Source organism: Kiloniellales bacterium, assembly GCA_030064845.1.
Taxonomy (GTDB): Bacteria; Pseudomonadota; Alphaproteobacteria; order Kiloniellales; family JAKSDN01; genus JASJEC01.
In genome coordinates, this window is sequence record JASJEC010000013.1 from 39,328 (window position 1) to 54,810 (window position 15,483).

17 protein-coding genes are annotated in these 15,483 nt (G+C 67.8%); 6 read left to right on the forward strand and 11 right to left on the reverse strand.

Features of this window, described 5'->3' with window-relative positions; genetic code table 11:
* The first annotated feature begins 148 nt into the window (after nt 1–148).
* Both QNJ67_07180 and QNJ67_07185 read left to right on the forward strand, forming a co-directional pair.
* Complete coding sequence (locus QNJ67_07180) at nt 149–1,021, forward strand: Ku protein (protein ID MDJ0608744.1); 873 nt, start codon at nt 149–151, stop codon at nt 1,019–1,021.
* 26 nt (nt 1,022–1,047) lie between these two features.
* On the forward strand, nt 1,048–1,962 hold the full coding sequence (locus tag QNJ67_07185) for a hypothetical protein (protein MDJ0608745.1): 915 nt from the start codon (nt 1,048–1,050) through the stop codon (nt 1,960–1,962).
* Here the strand turns inward: QNJ67_07185 and QNJ67_07190 are convergent.
* The 9 genes from QNJ67_07190 to coxB all read right to left on the reverse strand — a co-directional run bounded on the left by QNJ67_07190 (nt 1,950) and on the right by coxB (nt 9,613).
* Nucleotides 1,950–3,440 carry a carboxypeptidase M32 gene (locus QNJ67_07190; GenBank protein MDJ0608746.1) on the reverse strand — a complete coding sequence of 497 codons (1,491 nt, stop codon included), beginning with the start codon at nt 3,438–3,440 and terminating at the stop codon, nt 1,950–1,952. The two genes, QNJ67_07185 and QNJ67_07190, sit on opposite strands and share 13 nt — an antisense overlap.
* Nucleotides 3,437–4,198 (reverse strand): SURF1 family cytochrome oxidase biogenesis protein, encoded by a 762-nt coding sequence (locus tag QNJ67_07195; GenBank protein ID MDJ0608747.1) that lies wholly within the window; start codon nt 4,196–4,198, stop codon nt 3,437–3,439. Before QNJ67_07195 ends, QNJ67_07190 begins: the two co-directional genes overlap by 4 nt.
* Nucleotides 4,191–4,574, reverse strand: a complete 384-nt coding sequence (locus QNJ67_07200; GenBank protein MDJ0608748.1) for a DUF983 domain-containing protein — start codon at nt 4,572–4,574, stop codon at nt 4,191–4,193. The genes QNJ67_07195 and QNJ67_07200 overlap by 8 nt, the downstream gene beginning before the upstream one ends.
* Nucleotides 4,575–4,581: 7 nt before the next feature.
* Nucleotides 4,582–5,385 carry a cytochrome c oxidase subunit 3 gene (locus QNJ67_07205; GenBank protein ID MDJ0608749.1) on the reverse strand — a complete coding sequence of 268 codons (804 nt, stop codon included), beginning with the start codon at nt 5,383–5,385 and terminating at the stop codon, nt 4,582–4,584.
* Between the two features lie 12 nt (nt 5,386–5,397).
* Nucleotides 5,398–6,024, reverse strand: coding sequence for a cytochrome c oxidase assembly protein (locus QNJ67_07210; GenBank protein MDJ0608750.1), 627 nt, complete (start codon nt 6,022–6,024; stop codon nt 5,398–5,400).
* Between the two features lie 3 nt (nt 6,025–6,027).
* Complete coding sequence (locus QNJ67_07215) at nt 6,028–6,159, reverse strand: hypothetical protein (GenBank protein MDJ0608751.1); 132 nt, start codon at nt 6,157–6,159, stop codon at nt 6,028–6,030.
* A 5-nt stretch (nt 6,160–6,164) separates the two neighbouring features.
* Complete coding sequence (locus QNJ67_07220; protein MDJ0608752.1) at nt 6,165–7,052, reverse strand: heme o synthase; 888 nt, start codon at nt 7,050–7,052, stop codon at nt 6,165–6,167.
* A gap of 85 nt (nt 7,053–7,137) precedes the next feature.
* A complete protein-coding gene (gene ctaD, locus QNJ67_07225; protein MDJ0608753.1) occupies nt 7,138–8,751 on the reverse strand; it encodes a cytochrome c oxidase subunit I in 1,614 nt (537 codons plus the stop codon).
* Between the two features lies 1 nt (nt 8,752).
* Nucleotides 8,753–9,613, reverse strand: coding sequence for a cytochrome c oxidase subunit II (gene coxB, locus QNJ67_07230; protein ID MDJ0608754.1), 861 nt, complete (start codon nt 9,611–9,613; stop codon nt 8,753–8,755).
* Between the two features lie 529 nt (nt 9,614–10,142).
* Between coxB and QNJ67_07235 the strand changes: the two genes are divergently transcribed.
* The 3 genes from QNJ67_07235 (at nt 10,143) to QNJ67_07245 (ending at nt 12,855) form a co-directional block, all read left to right on the forward strand.
* Nucleotides 10,143–10,382 carry a hypothetical protein gene (locus tag QNJ67_07235; GenBank protein ID MDJ0608755.1) on the forward strand — a complete coding sequence of 80 codons (240 nt, stop codon included), beginning with the start codon at nt 10,143–10,145 and terminating at the stop codon, nt 10,380–10,382.
* 102 nt (nt 10,383–10,484) lie between these two features.
* A complete protein-coding gene (gene tldD, locus QNJ67_07240; protein ID MDJ0608756.1) occupies nt 10,485–11,918 on the forward strand; it encodes a metalloprotease TldD in 1,434 nt (477 codons plus the stop codon).
* Nucleotides 11,919–11,958: 40 nt separating this feature from the next.
* Complete coding sequence (locus QNJ67_07245) at nt 11,959–12,855, forward strand: hypothetical protein (protein MDJ0608757.1); 897 nt, start codon at nt 11,959–11,961, stop codon at nt 12,853–12,855.
* 20 nt (nt 12,856–12,875) lie between these two features.
* On the opposite strand, the gene QNJ67_07250 is transcribed toward QNJ67_07245, so the two are convergent.
* Nucleotides 12,876–13,742, reverse strand: a complete 867-nt coding sequence (locus tag QNJ67_07250; protein ID MDJ0608758.1) for a TauD/TfdA family dioxygenase — start codon at nt 13,740–13,742, stop codon at nt 12,876–12,878.
* Between the two features lie 21 nt (nt 13,743–13,763).
* Nucleotides 13,764–14,153: a RidA family protein gene (locus QNJ67_07255; protein ID MDJ0608759.1), complete on the reverse strand. Its 390-nt coding sequence runs from the start codon at nt 14,151–14,153 to the stop codon at nt 13,764–13,766.
* A gap of 401 nt (nt 14,154–14,554) precedes the next feature.
* Here QNJ67_07255 and QNJ67_07260 point away from each other — a divergent pair, with 401 nt between their 5' ends.
* A complete protein-coding gene (locus tag QNJ67_07260) occupies nt 14,555–15,475 on the forward strand; it encodes an AEC family transporter (GenBank protein ID MDJ0608760.1) in 921 nt (306 codons plus the stop codon).
* Nucleotides 15,476–15,483: the final 8 nt, after the last annotated feature.

A 15,483-nucleotide genomic window follows, 5' to 3' on the forward strand; every position in this document is an offset into this window, starting at 1 on the left:
AGACTCAAGTGGTAACCCGGCCCCGCGCGATCCAGACACGGGATGGCGGGACCTGACTCGATGGCCCCTCTCTCGACCCCCTTTTACTCTTCCTGAAGGCTCGAACGCCAGAATGCCGGCGATTTCAAACCCAGGTAGGGGAAGTGCCATGGCAGCGCGCGCCTATTGGAAGGGCTTCGTCAAGATCTCGCTGGTCAGTTTCCCGGTCAGCCTCTTCGCGACCACCAGCTCTTCGAGCCGGGTCGCTTTCCATCAGGTCCACAAGGACACCAAGCGCCGGATCAAGCTGGTGCCCCATGACACCGAGCTGGGCCCGGTCGACCGCGCCGAGCTGGTCAAGGGCTACGAGTACGAGAAGGGCAAGTACGTCATCGTCGACCCGGAGGAGCTCGAGACCCTCAAGTTCGAGACCAACAAGACGGTCGAGATCGAGAAGTTCGTGCCCGCCGACTCGATCGACGGGCTCTACAGCGACGGCAACTACTACGTCGCCCCGGACGGCGCGGTCGCCGAGGAGTCCTTCCGAGTCTTCGCCGAGGCCATGCGGCGCAAGCAGGTGGTCGCCCTGGGGCGCATCGTGCTGAGCGGGCGGGAACGGATCGCCGCGCTCAAGCCGCGCGGCCCTGGGATGGTCCTGACCACCCTGCGCTACGGCAAGGAGCTGCGCTCCGAGACGGCCGTGTTCGAGGACATCAAGGAAGAGGTGCCCAACAAGAACCTGCTGGAGCTGGCCGAGAAGCTGGTCGAGCAGAACCTGGGCGACTTCGACCCCGACGAGTACAGCGACCGCTACGGTGACGCCGTGCTCGAGCTGGTCAAGTCGAAGCTGGAGGGCCGCCCGGCGGAGTTCGCCGAGGACGCGCCCCAGGCGGCCAACATCGTCAGCCTGATGGACGCCCTGAAGCAGAGCGTCGAGGACAGCGAGGCACCGACCAAAGCGAAAAAGGCGCCGGCCAAGGCAGCGAAGTCCGCCGCCAAGGCGCCGCCGAAGCGCCGCGCCGCCAAGAAAGCCGCGGGCTGACCGCGGCGGGGCGCCGCCCTGTCCCCATGGCGATACCGCGCACCATCCTGCCGATGCTGGCCCAGGGCGGCGGCCAGCCCTTCGACAGCCAGGACTACGGCTTCGAGATCAAGTGGGACGGGCTGCGCTGCCTGGCGATCGCCGATGACGGGCTGCGCCTGCAGAACCGGCACCGGCAGATCATCACCGCGAAGTTCCCCGAGCTCGATTTCCAGGGCCTGCCCGAGGGCTGCGTGCTCGACGGCGAGGTGATCGTCTTCAAACCGGAGGGGCCGTCCTTCAACGCCCTGCAGCACCGGGCCCACGCCAGCAACCCGGCCAAGATCGCCATGGCGCGCGAGGTCCATGAAGCGACCTACGTCGCCTTCGACCTGCTCTACGAACGCGGCGAGAAGATCACCGCACTGCCGCTCCGCGAGCGGCGCCGGCGCCTGGAGGACTTGGTCGGCAGCGCCCCCCACGACCGGCTGCTGGTGACCGACCAGATCGTCGGCCAGGGCAAGGCCTACTACGAGGCGGCCTACGAGCGCGGCCTTGAAGGCGTGATCGCCAAGCGGCTCGATTCGCCCTACCTGGAGGACAAGCGCCCGGACTACTGGAGCAAGATCGTCAGCTGGCGGGTCGAGCCCTTCCAGGTGATGGGCTACGCGACCGACCCTGGCGTCCCCAAGGCCAAGAGCGTCGCCGTCGGCCGCCTATGCGAAGAGGGCCCGGTCTACGTCGGCCGGGTCGGCCACGTCCCGGAGGAGGACCAGGGACCCCTCTACCAGGCCCTGTCGCAGGCGCCGCGGGCCGAGCCGCCCGAGAACGGGCCGGCCGGCGTGGTCTGGTGCGACGTCGACCTGCAGTGCTACGTGCGCTACTTCCCGGAGACCGTGACCGGCGGCCTGCGCCTCGCCCGCTTCCGGGGCTGGCGGGGCAAACAGGATCAGGGCAAATAGCGCGCCTTCAGGTGCGCCTTGAACACGGCCGGGTCGAGCGGGCTTCCGGTCGCCCGGGTCAGGAGCTCGTCGGTGGACAGCGAGGATCCCTGGCCGTGCACCTTCTCGCGCTGCCAGCCCATCAGGGGCGCGAAGTCGCCGCGCGCGATCGCCTCCGGGATCTCGGGACGGTCCTTCTTGGCCGCGGCGAAGAGCTGGGCCGCGGTCATGGCGCCGAGGGTATAGGTCGGGAAGTAGCCCCAGGCGCCGCTGTACCAGTGGATGTCCTGGAGGCAGCCCAAGCGGTCGTCGGGCGGCGTGACGCCGAGCAGCGTCGCCATGGCCTCGTTCCAGGCCCCCGGCAGGTCTTCGAGCGGCAGGTCGCCCGCGATCAGGGCCCGCTCGAGGCGGAACCGCAGGATGACGTGGAGCGGATAGGTCACCTCGTCGGCGTCGACCCGGATCAGGCCGCGCTCGACCCGGTTCGCGAGGCGGGTCAGGTTCTCTGCTTCCCAGGCCGGGCCGTCGCCGCCGAAGGCCTGGCGCGCCAGCGGCGCCATGAAGGCCAGGAACTCCGGGCCGCGGCAGGCCTGCATCTCGACCAGCAGGGACTGGCTCTCGTGGACCGACATGCCGCGCGCCTCGCCGACCGGCTGCAGCCGCCATTCTGGCGGCAGGCCGCGCTCGTAGAGGGCGTGGCCGGTCTCGTGGAGCACGGCCAGCAGCGAGGTCATGAAGTCGGTCTCGTCGTAGCGCGTGGTGATGCGCACGTCGTCGGGCACGCCGCCGCAGAAGGGATGCAGGCTGACGTCGAGCCGGCCGTGCGCGAAGTCGAAGCCCACGGCCGCCATGAGCCTGCGCGCCAGCGCTTCCTGGGCGGCGATCGGGAATGGGCCTTCGGGCCGCTCCGGGGCCGGTGCGCCGGCCTGGCGGTCCAGCACCTGCTGCAGGAAATCCGGCAGGAAGGCCGCCAGGTCATCGAACACGGCCTCGATCTGTTCCGCCGAGCCGCCCGGCTCGTACTGGTCCAAAAGCGCGTCGTAGGGCGCCACGCCGAGCGCCTCGGCCTTGGCCTCGGCCGACCGACGCACGAGGTCGAGCAGGCCGCGCAGCTCGGGTAGCACCCGGGCGAAGTCGCTCTTCGGCCGCGCCTCCCGCCAGGCCATCTCGCAGCGGTTAGTGGCGCGCGCCAGGGCGTCGACGAGGTCGGCCTCCAGCGCGGTGGCGTGGCGCCACTCGCGGGCCATCTCGCGCAGGTTGGCGGCCTGCCAGACGTCGAGGTTGACCCGCTCCTCGTCCGCCGCGGCGAAGAGCTCGGCCATCTCGGCGGCCGCCAGCATCTCGTGGCCGGTCACGTCGAGGGCGGCGAGCTGCTCGCCGCGCGCCTCGGCGCCGCCGTCGGGCATCACGGTCGCCATGTCCCAGTGCAGAATTCCCGCTGCCTGGCGCAGCGCGTAGAGCCGGCGGAACCGGGTCTCGAGGGTTTGATAGGCGGTCACCGGCGAACTCCTCTGCCGCGCCAGTGGAAGATCAGATAGATCACCACCAGGACGCCGGCGAGGGAGAACCAGGTGAGCGCGTATTCCAGGTGGTCGTTCTTGAGGTCAACGCCCGGGCGCACCCGGGTCAGCCGGTCGTCCGCCAGGCCACCGGAGAGCGCCACGACATAGAAGGCCTCGACCGGCCGGTCCAGCCCGGCCTGCCCGGCCATCGCCGGCAGGTCGACGTAGTGCCAAACCCGGTTGGCCGGATCGTTGACCGGCCGCAGGAAGTCGCTGCCCTGCCAGCCGCCGCGGCGCAGGATGCCTTCGAGGGTGGCCGGAGGCGCGCCTTCCAGGACCGGCCCGATGACCTTCCAGGCGGCGGCCAGCTCGCCCGCCCAATCGCCGGTCTTGACCGGCAGAAAGCCGAGGTCGACGACCACCTGGCGGCCGTCATCCAGTTGGAACGGCACCAGCAGGTGGTAGCCGACCTGGCGCTTGAGGCTGGTCGGTCCCCGGAAGAACGGCTCGACCGGCAAGACCCGGCCGTCGAGGCGGACCGCGCGGAACTCCAGATCGTCGCTCTCGACGAGACCCGCGGGCAAGGCGATCGGCGTCGCACCGCCGCGCGTCTCGAGCTCGGCGATCAGGTTATCCTTCCAGGTCAGGCGCTGCAGCTGCCAGGCGCCCAGGCCGAGCAGAACGATCAGGCTGACGATTGTCGCCAGGGTGGCCCACAAGGTCGGGCGGAACCGGCCGAGCGCCGCTTCAGTCATAGGACTGGGTGCCAGAATCACTGGCCTTGTGGTGGTACTGCAGGGCGATCAGCAGGCCCTTCAGGGGGCGCAGGAGGGCAAGCGCGCCGCCCAGAATGACGATCGGCCAGATCACCACGTGGACCCAGTAGGGCGGCGCGGCCATCGCTTCCAGCAGGAGCGCGAGCGGCACCACGAGGAAGCCCAGGATGAAGATGATGAAGACGGCGGGGCCGTCGCCGCTGTCCGCCTTGGTCAGGTCCAGGTGGCACTCGGTGCAGCGCTCCGCGACCGACAGATAGCCGTCGAACAGGCGGCCGCGCCCGCAGCGCGGGCAGCGGCAACCGAGTCCGGCGGAGACGGGCGAGACGCGCGAACGGTAGGGCTGCTCGGGCACCCTCTGCTCAGATGCTTGCCACGTAGACGAAGGTGAAGAGGAAGATCCACACGACGTCGACGAAGTGCCAGTACCAGGCGGCCGCCTCCAGACCGAAGTGGTGGTCCGGCTTGAAGTGGCCCAGGTGCGCCCGGTAGAGGCAGACGGCCAGGAACAAGGTGCCGACGATGACATGGAAGCCGTGGAAACCGGTCGCCATGAAGAAGGTCGAGGGGTAGATCCCGTCGGTGAAGGAGAAGGCGGCGACGCTGTACTCGAAGGCCTGGAGGGCGGTGAAGATGACGCCCAGCAGGACGGTCACGGCCAAGCCCTGCACGGCGCCCTTCTGGTCGCCCTTCTGCACCGCGTGGTGCGCCCAGGTAACGGAGCAGCCGGAAAGCAGCAGGATCAGCGTGTTGAGCAGCGGCACGCCCCAGGGATCGAAGACCTCGATTCCCTCCGGCGGCCACATGAAGCCAGTCGCCTCGACCGGGAACAGCCAGGCGTTGAAGTAGGCCCAGAAGAAGGCGGAGAAGAACATCACCTCGGAGGCGATGAACAGCGCCATGCCGTAACGCAGGCCGATCTGCACGATCGGCGTGTGGAAGCCCTGGAAGGTCGCCTCCTTCACCACGTCACGCCACCAGACGACCATGGTCAGGAGCACGAGGACCACGCCGATCGGCCAGATCCAGCCGGCCATGTCGTGCATGAAGAGCACCAGCCCGACAGCGAGGACGCCGGCGGCGACGGCGCCCAGCAGCGGCCAGGGGCTCGGATCGACCAGGTGGTAGGGGTGCTTGGCCTCGTGGCCGTGTCCGCTATCGCTCATCTCGAGTCCTCGTCAAGAGCGTGGTTCCTGCATCGCTTCCCGGTGGGCGGCCTGGTCTTGCTCGCCAGCCGCCCCGTCCGCGGGTTCGTCGTCCTCCTCCTCGGGGAGCGAGAAGAAGGTGTAGGACAGGGTGATAGCCGCCACCTCGTCCAGGTTCGGGTCTTCCGCGATCGCCGGGTCGACATAGAAGGAGACGCCCATGCTCACGGTCTCGCCTGGCTCCAGCCGCTGCTCCTCGAAGCAGAAGCACTGCACCTTGCTGAAGTACTGACCCGCCTTGAGCGGCGTCACGTTGAAGGTCGCGGTCCCGGTAATCGGCCGGTTCGACAGGTTGCGGGCCTCGTAGAAGGCGAGTCCCGGCTCGCCGACCTTGACCACCACCTCCTTCTGCACAGGCTGGAAGTGCCACGGCAGGTCGCGGTGGATGTCGGCGTTGAACCGGACCTTCATCACCCGGTCCAGAGTGGTTTCGGGCATGGCCTCGGAGACCTGGGTCGTACCGCCGAAGCCCGTGACCTGGCAGAACAGCTGGTAGAGCGGCACCGAGGCGAAGGCCAGCCCGACCATGGAGCAGACCAGGCCGCCCAGGATCAGGGCGAGGCGGGCGTTCTTGCCTGAGGAGGTGTCAGCGCGCGCCATGGCTCAGCTGCCTCCCATCCGGACCAGGGAAACGAAGTAGACGACGATTACGAAAGTCGCCAGCGCCCCGGCCAGCACGAGGTTCCGCCGGCGCCGCCGGCGGGCGAGGTCCTGAGCGTCCTGAGGTTCGCTCATCGGGGTCATCCCACCATTCCCGCCGCGCCGTCGACGATCAGGGCGGCGAAGAGCGCGAAGAGATAGAAGATCGAATAGCCGAAGATCTGCCGGGCGGTGCGCTCGCTCTCGTCCTTCTGCAGGCGGACCGCCAGCAGGAGAAGCAGGCCGCCGAGCAGGGCCGCGGCGGCGGCATAGCCCCAGCCGGCCGTGCCGATGGCCGCCGGCACCAGGGTGAGCGGCACCAGGAGCGCGCTGTAGACCAGGATCTGCCGTTCCGTCGCCCGGCGGCCGGCCACGCAGGGCAGCATCGGCACGCCGGCCTTGGCGTAGTCGCCGTCACGGTAGAGCGCCAGCGCCCAGAAATGGGGCGGCGTCCACATGAAGATGATCGCGAACAGCACGATCGAGTCCAGGCTGACCCCGCCGGTGACCGCGGCCCAGCCGATCATCGGCGGGAAGGCCCCGGCGGCGCCGCCGATGACGATGTTCTGGGGCGTCCGCCGCTTCAGCCAGACGGTGTAGACGAAGACGTAGAACCCGGTGGCGAACGCCAGCAGGGCTGCCGCCGCCCAGTTGACCGCGAGCCCCATCAGCATCACGGAGAAAAGCGCCAGGATCACGCCGAAGGCCAGCGCCTCGGCCGGCTCGACGCGCCCCGCCGGAATCGGCCGCCGCCGGGTCCGGGCCATGACCGCGTCGATGTCCCGGTCGTACCACATGTTGATCGCTCCGGCCGCGCCGGCCCCGACCGCGATACACAGAACCGCGACCGCGGCCAGAAGCGGGTGGAGCGTGCCCGGCGCCACGAAGAGGCCGGCGAAGCCCGAGAAGACCACGAGCGACATCACCCGCGGCTTCAGCAGGTCGAGGAAGTCGCCGACCCGGGCGATCCCGGCCCCGGTCCCGATCAGGACCTCGCCGGGCCGCCCCGTCGCGTCGAAGGACGTGTCGCTCACGGTCTCACTCTCGCTCTGCCCTAGGGGGTCGTGCCGCGCGCTACTTGATGCGCGGCAGTTCCTCGTAGGTATGGAACGGCGGCGGAGAGGACACAGTCCACTCCAGGGTCGTCGCTCCCTCGCCCCAGTAGTTCTCGGCCACCTTCTTGCCGTACATCAGGGTCCAGATCAGCACGCCGAAGAAGAACAGCGTCGAGGCGGCCGAGATGTAGGAACCCCAGGACGAGACCAGGTTCCACCCTGCGAAGGCGTCCGGGTAGTCGATGTAGCGCCGCGGCATGCCCTGGGCGCCCAGGAAGTGCTGCGGGAAGAAGGCCAGATTGACGCCGATGAAGGTGGTCCAGAAGTGCAGCTTGCCGGCCCACTCGGGGTACTGGCGGCCGCTCATCTTGCCGAGCCAGTAGTAGATGCCGGCGATGATGCCGAACACGGCGCCAAGGCTCAGCACGTAGTGGAAGTGGGCGACCACGTAATAGGTGTCGTGGAAGGCCAGGTCCATGCCGGCGTTGGCCAGCACCACACCGGTCACGCCGCCGACGGTGAACAGGAAGATGAAGCCGATCGCCCAGATCATCGGCGTGTCGAAGCGGATCGACCCGCCCCACATGGTGGCGATCCAGGAGAAGATCTTCACGCCCGTGGGCACCGCGATGATCATGGTCGCCGCGGTGAAGTAGGCCCGCGTGTCGACATCGAGGCCCACCGTGTACATGTGGTGCGCCCAGACAATGAAGCCGACGAAGCCGATCGCCACCATGGCGTAGGCCATGCCGAGGTAGCCGAACACCGGCTTGCGGCTGAAGGTGGACACGATCTGGCTGATGATCCCGAAGGCCGGGAGGATCATGATGTAGACCTCCGGGTGGCCGAAGAACCAGAACAGGTGCTGGAACAGGATCGGGTCGCCGCCGCCCGCGGCATCGAAGAAGGTGGTGCCGAAGTTACGGTCGGTCAGCAGCATGGTGATCGCGCCGCCGAGCACCGGCAGGGACAGCAGCAGCAGGAAAGCGGTCACCAGGATCGACCAGACGAACAGCGGCATCTTGTGCAGCGTCATGCCCGGCGCGCGCATGTTGAAGATCGTGGTGATGAAGTTGATCGCGCCCAGGATCGAGGACGCGCCGGCCAGGTGCAGGGCGAAGATCGCCATGTCGACCGCCGGGTTGGGGTGCCCGAGCGACCCCGACAGCGGCGGGTAGACCGTCCAGCCCGTGCCCGCGCCGCCGCCGATCACGGCCGAGGCGAGCAGCAGGAAGAACGACGGCACCAGGAGCCAGAACGAGATATTGTTCATCCGCGGGAAAGCCATGTCGGGCGCGCCGATCATGAGCGGCACGATCCAGTTGCCGAACCCGCCGATCAGCGCCGGCATGACCACGAAGAACACCATGATCAGGCCGTGGGCCGTGATGAAAACGTTCCACAGGTGGCCGTCGGGCTCGCCGTCGGCGGTTACCAGATACTGGACGCCCGGCTCGGCCAGTTCCATGCGCATGATGATCGAGAAGGCACCGCCGATCAGGGCCGCGATCACAGAGAAGCCCAGGTAGAGCGTGCCGATGTCCTTGTGGTTGGTCGAGCAGAACCACCGAACGAAAAACCCGGGCACGTGGTCGTGGTGCGCGTGGCCGTGTGCTTCGCTTCCGTATGCCATCTTAGTTGTCCCTCTCAAGGTCTTCGGAGGCCTCGTCAGTCGCCGCAAAGCGCACGGGCGTCTTCTTCTCAGGCGTCGGGGCCGGTTCGTCCAGACTGGCGAACTCTTCCTTGGCCTCTTCGACCCAACGGTCGAACTCCGACTTAGACACGGCCTTGATCATGATCGGCATGTAGGCGTGGCCGGTGCCGCACAGCTCCGAGCACTGGCCGTAGTACATGCCCTCCTCGAGGATCTCGACCCAGGTCTCGTTGATCCGGCCGGGCACCCCGTCCAGCTTCAGGCCCATGGAGGGCATGGCGAAGTTGTGCAGCACGTCGCTCGCCGTCACCAGGATGCGGATGCGGGTGTCGACCGGCAGCACCACCGCGTTGTCCGTAGCCAGGAGCCGCGGCTGGTCGCCCGTGAGCTCGTCATCGGGGACCATGTAGGCGTCGAAGGTGAAGTTGCCGTGGTCCGGATACTCGTAGGACCAGTACCACTGGCGGCCGATCGCCTTGATGGTCATGTCGGCGTCCTCGATCCGGTCTGCGAAGTAGAGCAGCTTGAAGGAGGGCACGACCATCAGCGCCAGGATGATGACCGGTATGACGGTCCAGACCACCTCGATCGTGGTGTTGTGGGTCGTCTTGGAGGGGTTCGGATTGCGCTTCTCCGAGAAACGCCACATCACGTAGAGCAGCAGTACCAGGACGAAAGCGGCGATCGCCACGATCAGCACGAACAGCCAATCGTTCATGGCGGTGATCTTCTGCGCGGTCGGCGAAGCGGCAGGTTGGAAACCGAGGCCCCAAGGCTCGGGCTGCGCCGCGCGGGCGACGGGCAGATCGGCGAAAACGAAAATCGTCGCGAACGCGAGCATGCCGGCGGTGCACCGGCGGCTCCAGCGTTGCACCCGATCCAGAGCGTCAGCGAGTGTTGCGACTGTCATCAAGGACCACAAACGATTCACGTTCGCCATGCCTTTCGGATCCCTCAAAGTTCGCGCCTCACCTTCAATACGAAGCTGACGACGCCTGAGATTTCGCGCGGCCGGCCCCCCGGGACAGCGCCATCGAACACGGGCGAAACTACCCCAAGAAAACCGGCCTCACAAGTCCGCGAGGAGGCCAGAGGACCAAGAAAAACAAGGGGTCCGGACAGCCCGCGCCGCGCGCCCGCCGCCCGGGTTACTGCCGGTCGGCGGCGGCCCGTCGAGACACCTCGGCCGCGCCCCGACCCCGCCCAGGTCGAGACCCCGGATCTGCGACACATCCCGGGCTTCAAGAAGAGAGTTCGGGGCGAGAGAACCGCTCTAGGCAATTTCTGCCGCGCCGGCGTGGGGGCATCTTAAGGAATTCGATAAGGATTAGCGGCACCATCGACGTCGGATACCGACCGGCGAGGCCAGAATGTCCGACCAGGATTTCGAGCAGATGATGTCCGTGCGCGAGCTCTACAGCGAGCTGCTGTCCGTTTGCCTCGAGTCCGAGGCCGAACCGGTCGACGTGCTGGTTGCCCTGACCTTGGCGCTGCGCGATCTCGCGGTCCGCTATCACGGCCCCGACGCGGCCTGCACCCGTTCGGTCGACGCCCTGGAGCACAGCTTCGCGCTCGACGTGCCGGTCTGGCCGAACGAGATGCTGCACTAGCAAGAGACCCCGGCCTTCGGTGCTCGGTTTCAATCTGGCACCCGCGCCTCTATATCTCCTTCCAGACAGACACGGGGCCGCGCCCCTCGGAAGGAGTTTGCCATGAGCCACCTGGCCGCTACCGACGAGCTTTTCTTCAACCGTGCCGGCCTGGACCGCAGCCGCCTGGAAGCGTCGGTCGACGATGCCCTCAAGGGCGCCGACGACGGCGAACTCTTTCTCGAGTACCGCCAGTCGGAAAGCCTGGGATATGACGACGGCAGGCTCAAGAACGCCAGCTTCGACACCATGCAGGGCTTCGGTCTGCGCAGCGTGGCCGGCGAGGCCGCCGGCTACGCCCACTCGAGCGAGCTTTCCGAGGCGGCGATCAAGCGCGCGGCGGAAACCGTGCAAGCGGTCCAGCGCGGCCACGACGGCGCAATGGCCGAGGCGCCGCTCGGCACCAACACGCGGCTCTATGGCGACAACAACCCCCTGGCCCTCGTGCCCTTCGAGACCAAGGTCAAGCTGCTGGAGCAGATCGACGCCTACGCCCGCGGCAAGGACCCGCGGGTGCGCCAGGTGACCGCCTCGGTCAGCGGCCATTGGCAGGCGGTCCAGATCCTGCGCGCCGGCGGCGAGCGGGCCGCGGATATCCGCCCGCTGGTCCGTCTCAACGTCGCCGTCGTCGTCGGCGAGGGCGATCGCATGGAGAGCGGCAGCTACGGCGGCGGCGGCCGGATCACCTACGAGAGCCTGTTCGAGCCCGCCTACTGGCAGGCAGCGGCCGACGAGGCGCTGCGCCAGGCGCTGGTCAATCTCGGCTCGATCGACGCGCCCGCCGGAGAGATGCAGGTCGTGCTGGGCCCCGGCTGGCCGGGTGTGCTGTTGCACGAGGCGGTGGGTCACGGCCTGGAGGGCGACTTCAACCGAAAGAAGACCTCTGCCTTCGCCGGTCTGCTGGGCGAGCGGGTCGCCGCGCCGGGCGTGACCGTGGTCGACGACGGCACGATCGCCGACCGGCGCGGCTCGCTGACCATCGACGACGAGGGCACGCCGACCAGCTACACGACCCTGATCGAGGACGGCATCCTGACCGGCTACATGCAGGACCGGCAGAACGCCCGGCTCATGGGCATGGCGCCCACCGGCAACGGCCGTCGCCAGAGCTACGCGCACATCCCCATGCCGCGCATGACCAACACCTACATGCTCTCCGGCGACAAGGACCCGGCCGAGATCCTGACCTCGGTGAAGAAGGGTCTCTACGCCGTGCAGTTCGGCGGCGGCCAGGTCGACATCACCTCGGGCAAGTTCGTCTTCTCCTGCACCGAGGCCTACCTGGTCGAGGACGGCAAGATCGGCCCGGCGGTCAAGGGCGCGACCCTGATCGGCAACGGCCCCGACGTCATGACCAAGGTCAAGATGATCGGCAACGACATGGAACTCGACAACGGCATCGGCACCTGCGGCAAGGAAGGCCAGGGCGTGCCGGTCGGCGTCGGCCAGCCGACCATGCTGATCGACGGCCTGACGGTCGGCGGCACGGCCGCATAACCGCGGGCGACACAACGGCAAGCCAGGAGGGCAGCGCCGCATGAGCACCTTCAACCGAACCGTCGCAATCCTCGGACTGCTGGTTTTCGGCGGTCTCTTCTTGCTCATCCTTCTGGCACCGGACAGGGTCGAGAGCACGGCCCGAACCTTCGTTCTGGGCGAGGTTCGCGAGAAGCTCGAACCGGTCATCCAGAGCAAGGCCGGCCAGCGGCTCCAGGACGCTTATCGAAACTGGAAGGCCGGGCGGGACGGCGGCGAAGGCGACGCGGTGTCCGATGTCGCCAAGCAGCTCGCGCCGATCATCCAGAAGCTCTGCCACTTCTCCTGCGACGAACGCGCGGCGCTGGAGGAGCGGGTCGAGTCGCAACTGCGCGAGCCACTCACCGTGGTGGCGAAAGCGCGGGAGAAGGCCGTGGCCAAGGCCAAGGCCAGGTTCCAGGAGGTGATCGAGAAGCTTCGTCTGGACCTGATGATATTCACCGGTTCCAACGTCTTCGTGTTCGCGCTCCTGCTCGGAACAACCCTTCTCGGTCACCGGGCCCGCAAGGCCCTGGTCTTGCCCTCCTTCCTCCTGACCGTGACCACGCTCGCGGCGGCGGGCGTCTACATCTTCGGGCAGAACTGGTTCTTCACGATCCTCTTCGACAACTACATGGCCCAAAGCTATGTCGGCTTCGTTGCGGTGGTTTCGGTCTTCTTCCTCTGCGTCTTCCGGGTCCGAAGTGGCACGGAAGCCGAGCAACTGCCCGACAGCCGGAACCGCCGCCCGAAGGAGGGCGTTGTGGCGAACACGGCCGCCGAGATCCTCAGCGCCGCCGTTTCAGCCGGCGGTGCTGGTACCGAATCGGCCGGAGCCATGACCGCCGGCGCCGAGGCCGTGGTCGGCTGCGCGGAAGCCGTGGTCGGGGCGTTCCTGGAACTGATCCCCGCGCCCTGAGGGCGCCGGATCCCGCCTGGTCAGGCGAAGCTCTCGTCCAGGGTCGAGCCGGCGCCGCGCACGCGGGTCTGGCGCATCCTGCGGCGATACCTGTCCGCGTCGTAGGGCCGGCCGCGGTGCAGCAGGCAGCGGTTGTCCCAGATCACCAGATCGCCCGGCCGCCAGCAGTGGGCGTAGACGTCCTCCGCGCGGGTTGCGCGCGCCAGCAGGTCGTCGAGCAGGTGGCGGCTCTCCGCCTCGTCCCGGCCGACTACCTCCCTGGCGTGGGAGCCGATGAAGAGGTTGCGCGCTCCGGTCCGCGGGTTGGACCGCACCAGGCGCTGGCGCACCGGCGGCAGGGAGTCCGCGTGGGACGGCTTGACCGGCGCCACCTTGCTGCGTGAGTAGACGTAGTCGTGGACGACCTGGAGCGGCGCCAGCGCCGCCTTCTCGGCGGTGCTCAGGCGGACGTAAGCGGCCCGGGCGCTGACGAACTCGGTCTCGCCGCCCTCCCCCGGCACCTCGTAGGCGTAGTTGATCGAAACGAAGGTCGGCACCTCGCGGAACGAGGAGTCCGAGTGCCACATCTGGTTCCCGGTAGCATAGCGCGTCATCTCATGGTCGTTGCCCCGCTGGCGGCCCTCCGCGTCGATGTTGCCGACCGTGCCGAAGTACTGCACGCGCCCTTCCCGGCCGTAGGCGAGATGGTCGATCTCCGGTTCGCCGAGCGCCTTGGTCAGGGCGAGCTGCTTCCCGTCGTCCAGGACCTGGTCCGGAAAGCAGAGCAGGGAAAAGCGGTCGATCGCCTCGCGTAAAGCCTCCAGGTCTTCACCGGCCGGGGGCCCGGCGAGATCGAGCCCCGTGACCTGAGCCCCGAAATCGGGGTGGAGCGTCTTGAAGGACAGCATGGCCGCGCGGCCGCCGGCGCTTTAGCTCTCGGAGGCGGCCACGGCCTCGATCTCGACCAGCCACTCGGGATGGGCGAGGCCCGCGACGATCACCAGGGTCGAGGCCGGCTCCGCGCCGTCGAGCAAGGTCTCGCGGATCTCCCGCGCCAGGGCGATGTCCTCCTGCCGCGTCAGGTAGGTGTTCACCTTGACTAGGTTCTCGGGCCCCATGCCGGCCCCTTCCAGGATGGTCAGCAGGTTGCGCCAGGTCTGGTGGATCTGGGCCGACGGGTCCTGGCTCCAGGTGCCGTCGGGCATGACCCCGACCTGGCCGGAGATGCTGAGCCAGCGGGCGCCCGCCGCCACTTCGATGGCATGGCTGTAGGACGAAAAGGGTGGCGCGATCGACGCCGGCTTATGTCTGATCGACATGATTGGCTCCCCTCTCTTCAGCGCTCAGTTAAACAGGAAACCGCCCGGGCACCAAGCCCGCTGCATCGGCCCACTGCATCGCCAGGTAGCGGGCGGCGACTTTTTTTCATGTCTCCGAAAAAAGTTTAACCCTGTTAACCCTTCGTTAACTTCCTGGGTATTAGATGAACACACCTAGCCCTTCCCCATTTCCAGTACCCTCATACCCCGAGGGCCGCAGTCTCCCCCAAGCTGCGGCCCTCATTTACTTCCGGCCCCCGCTTTACGTCTGGCGTCCGAGTCCGGGGGCACCCCCCTTAATCCGAAATTAGGGTCCGCCCGACACCCTTGGGCCCGACCGGGCCGCAGGGGCCGCAGCTCCTCGGAGTCGGAAAAGCAAGAACCACTAAGGCGGCACTGTCATGGAAAAGTCTCTGCTCCTCGTTCTGCCGGTTCTCGGCGTGGTCCTGATCGGCTACCTGGCCGTCAAGTTCTCCTGGCTCAGCCACGCGGTCTCGGACGGCGTCAGCCGCTTCGCGGTGGCGCTGGCGATTCCCCTGCTGGTCTTTCACACCCTGGCCACCTCGACCCTGCCGAAGAACGTCGGCAACATCTGGGAGCTGCTGGCCACCTACTACGGCGGCGCGCTGCTGGTCTTCGTCCTGGCGGTCCTGGTCGCCCGCTTCGTGTTCCACAGCTCGGTCGCCGAGCAGAGCACCTACGGCACCTACGCGACCAGCTCCAACGTCGTGCTGCTCGGCCTGCCGGCGGTCATCCTGGTGCTCGGCAGCAAGTGGACCACGCTGATGATCCTGGTCGGCACCCACGGCATGGTCATGGCGCTGATGAGCACCGCGATCGACGGCATCGCCCGGCGCAAGACCGCCAAGCTGGGCGACAGCCTGTGGCAGGACGTCAAGCGCGAGGCGCGGCAGCCGGTCTTCATCGCGCTCGCCGCGGGCCTGCTGGTCAACCAGGTGCAGATCACGCTGCCGGGACCGGTCAACCAGCTGATCACCCTGGTGGCCGGTGCCGCCGTGCCCTGCGCGCTCTTCGCCATCGGCGGCATCCTGGCGCGTCTCTCGATCCCCGCGGTCACACCGCGCACGGCGGCGATCTGCGCCTTCAAGCTAGCCGCCTTCCCGGCGGCCGTCTGGGCGATCGCGACCTACGTGGTCAGCATCCCGGCGTCCTGGACCTGGATCGCCGTCATGCTGGCGACCATGCCGATCGCCCTGGACGTCCAGCCGAAGAGCAAGACGGGGGACAGCGGGACGGTGGCGCTGTCCAACGTGCTGGGCGGCGTCAGCCTGCTCGGCCTGACCTACATCATCGTGTCCTGAGGCCGCAG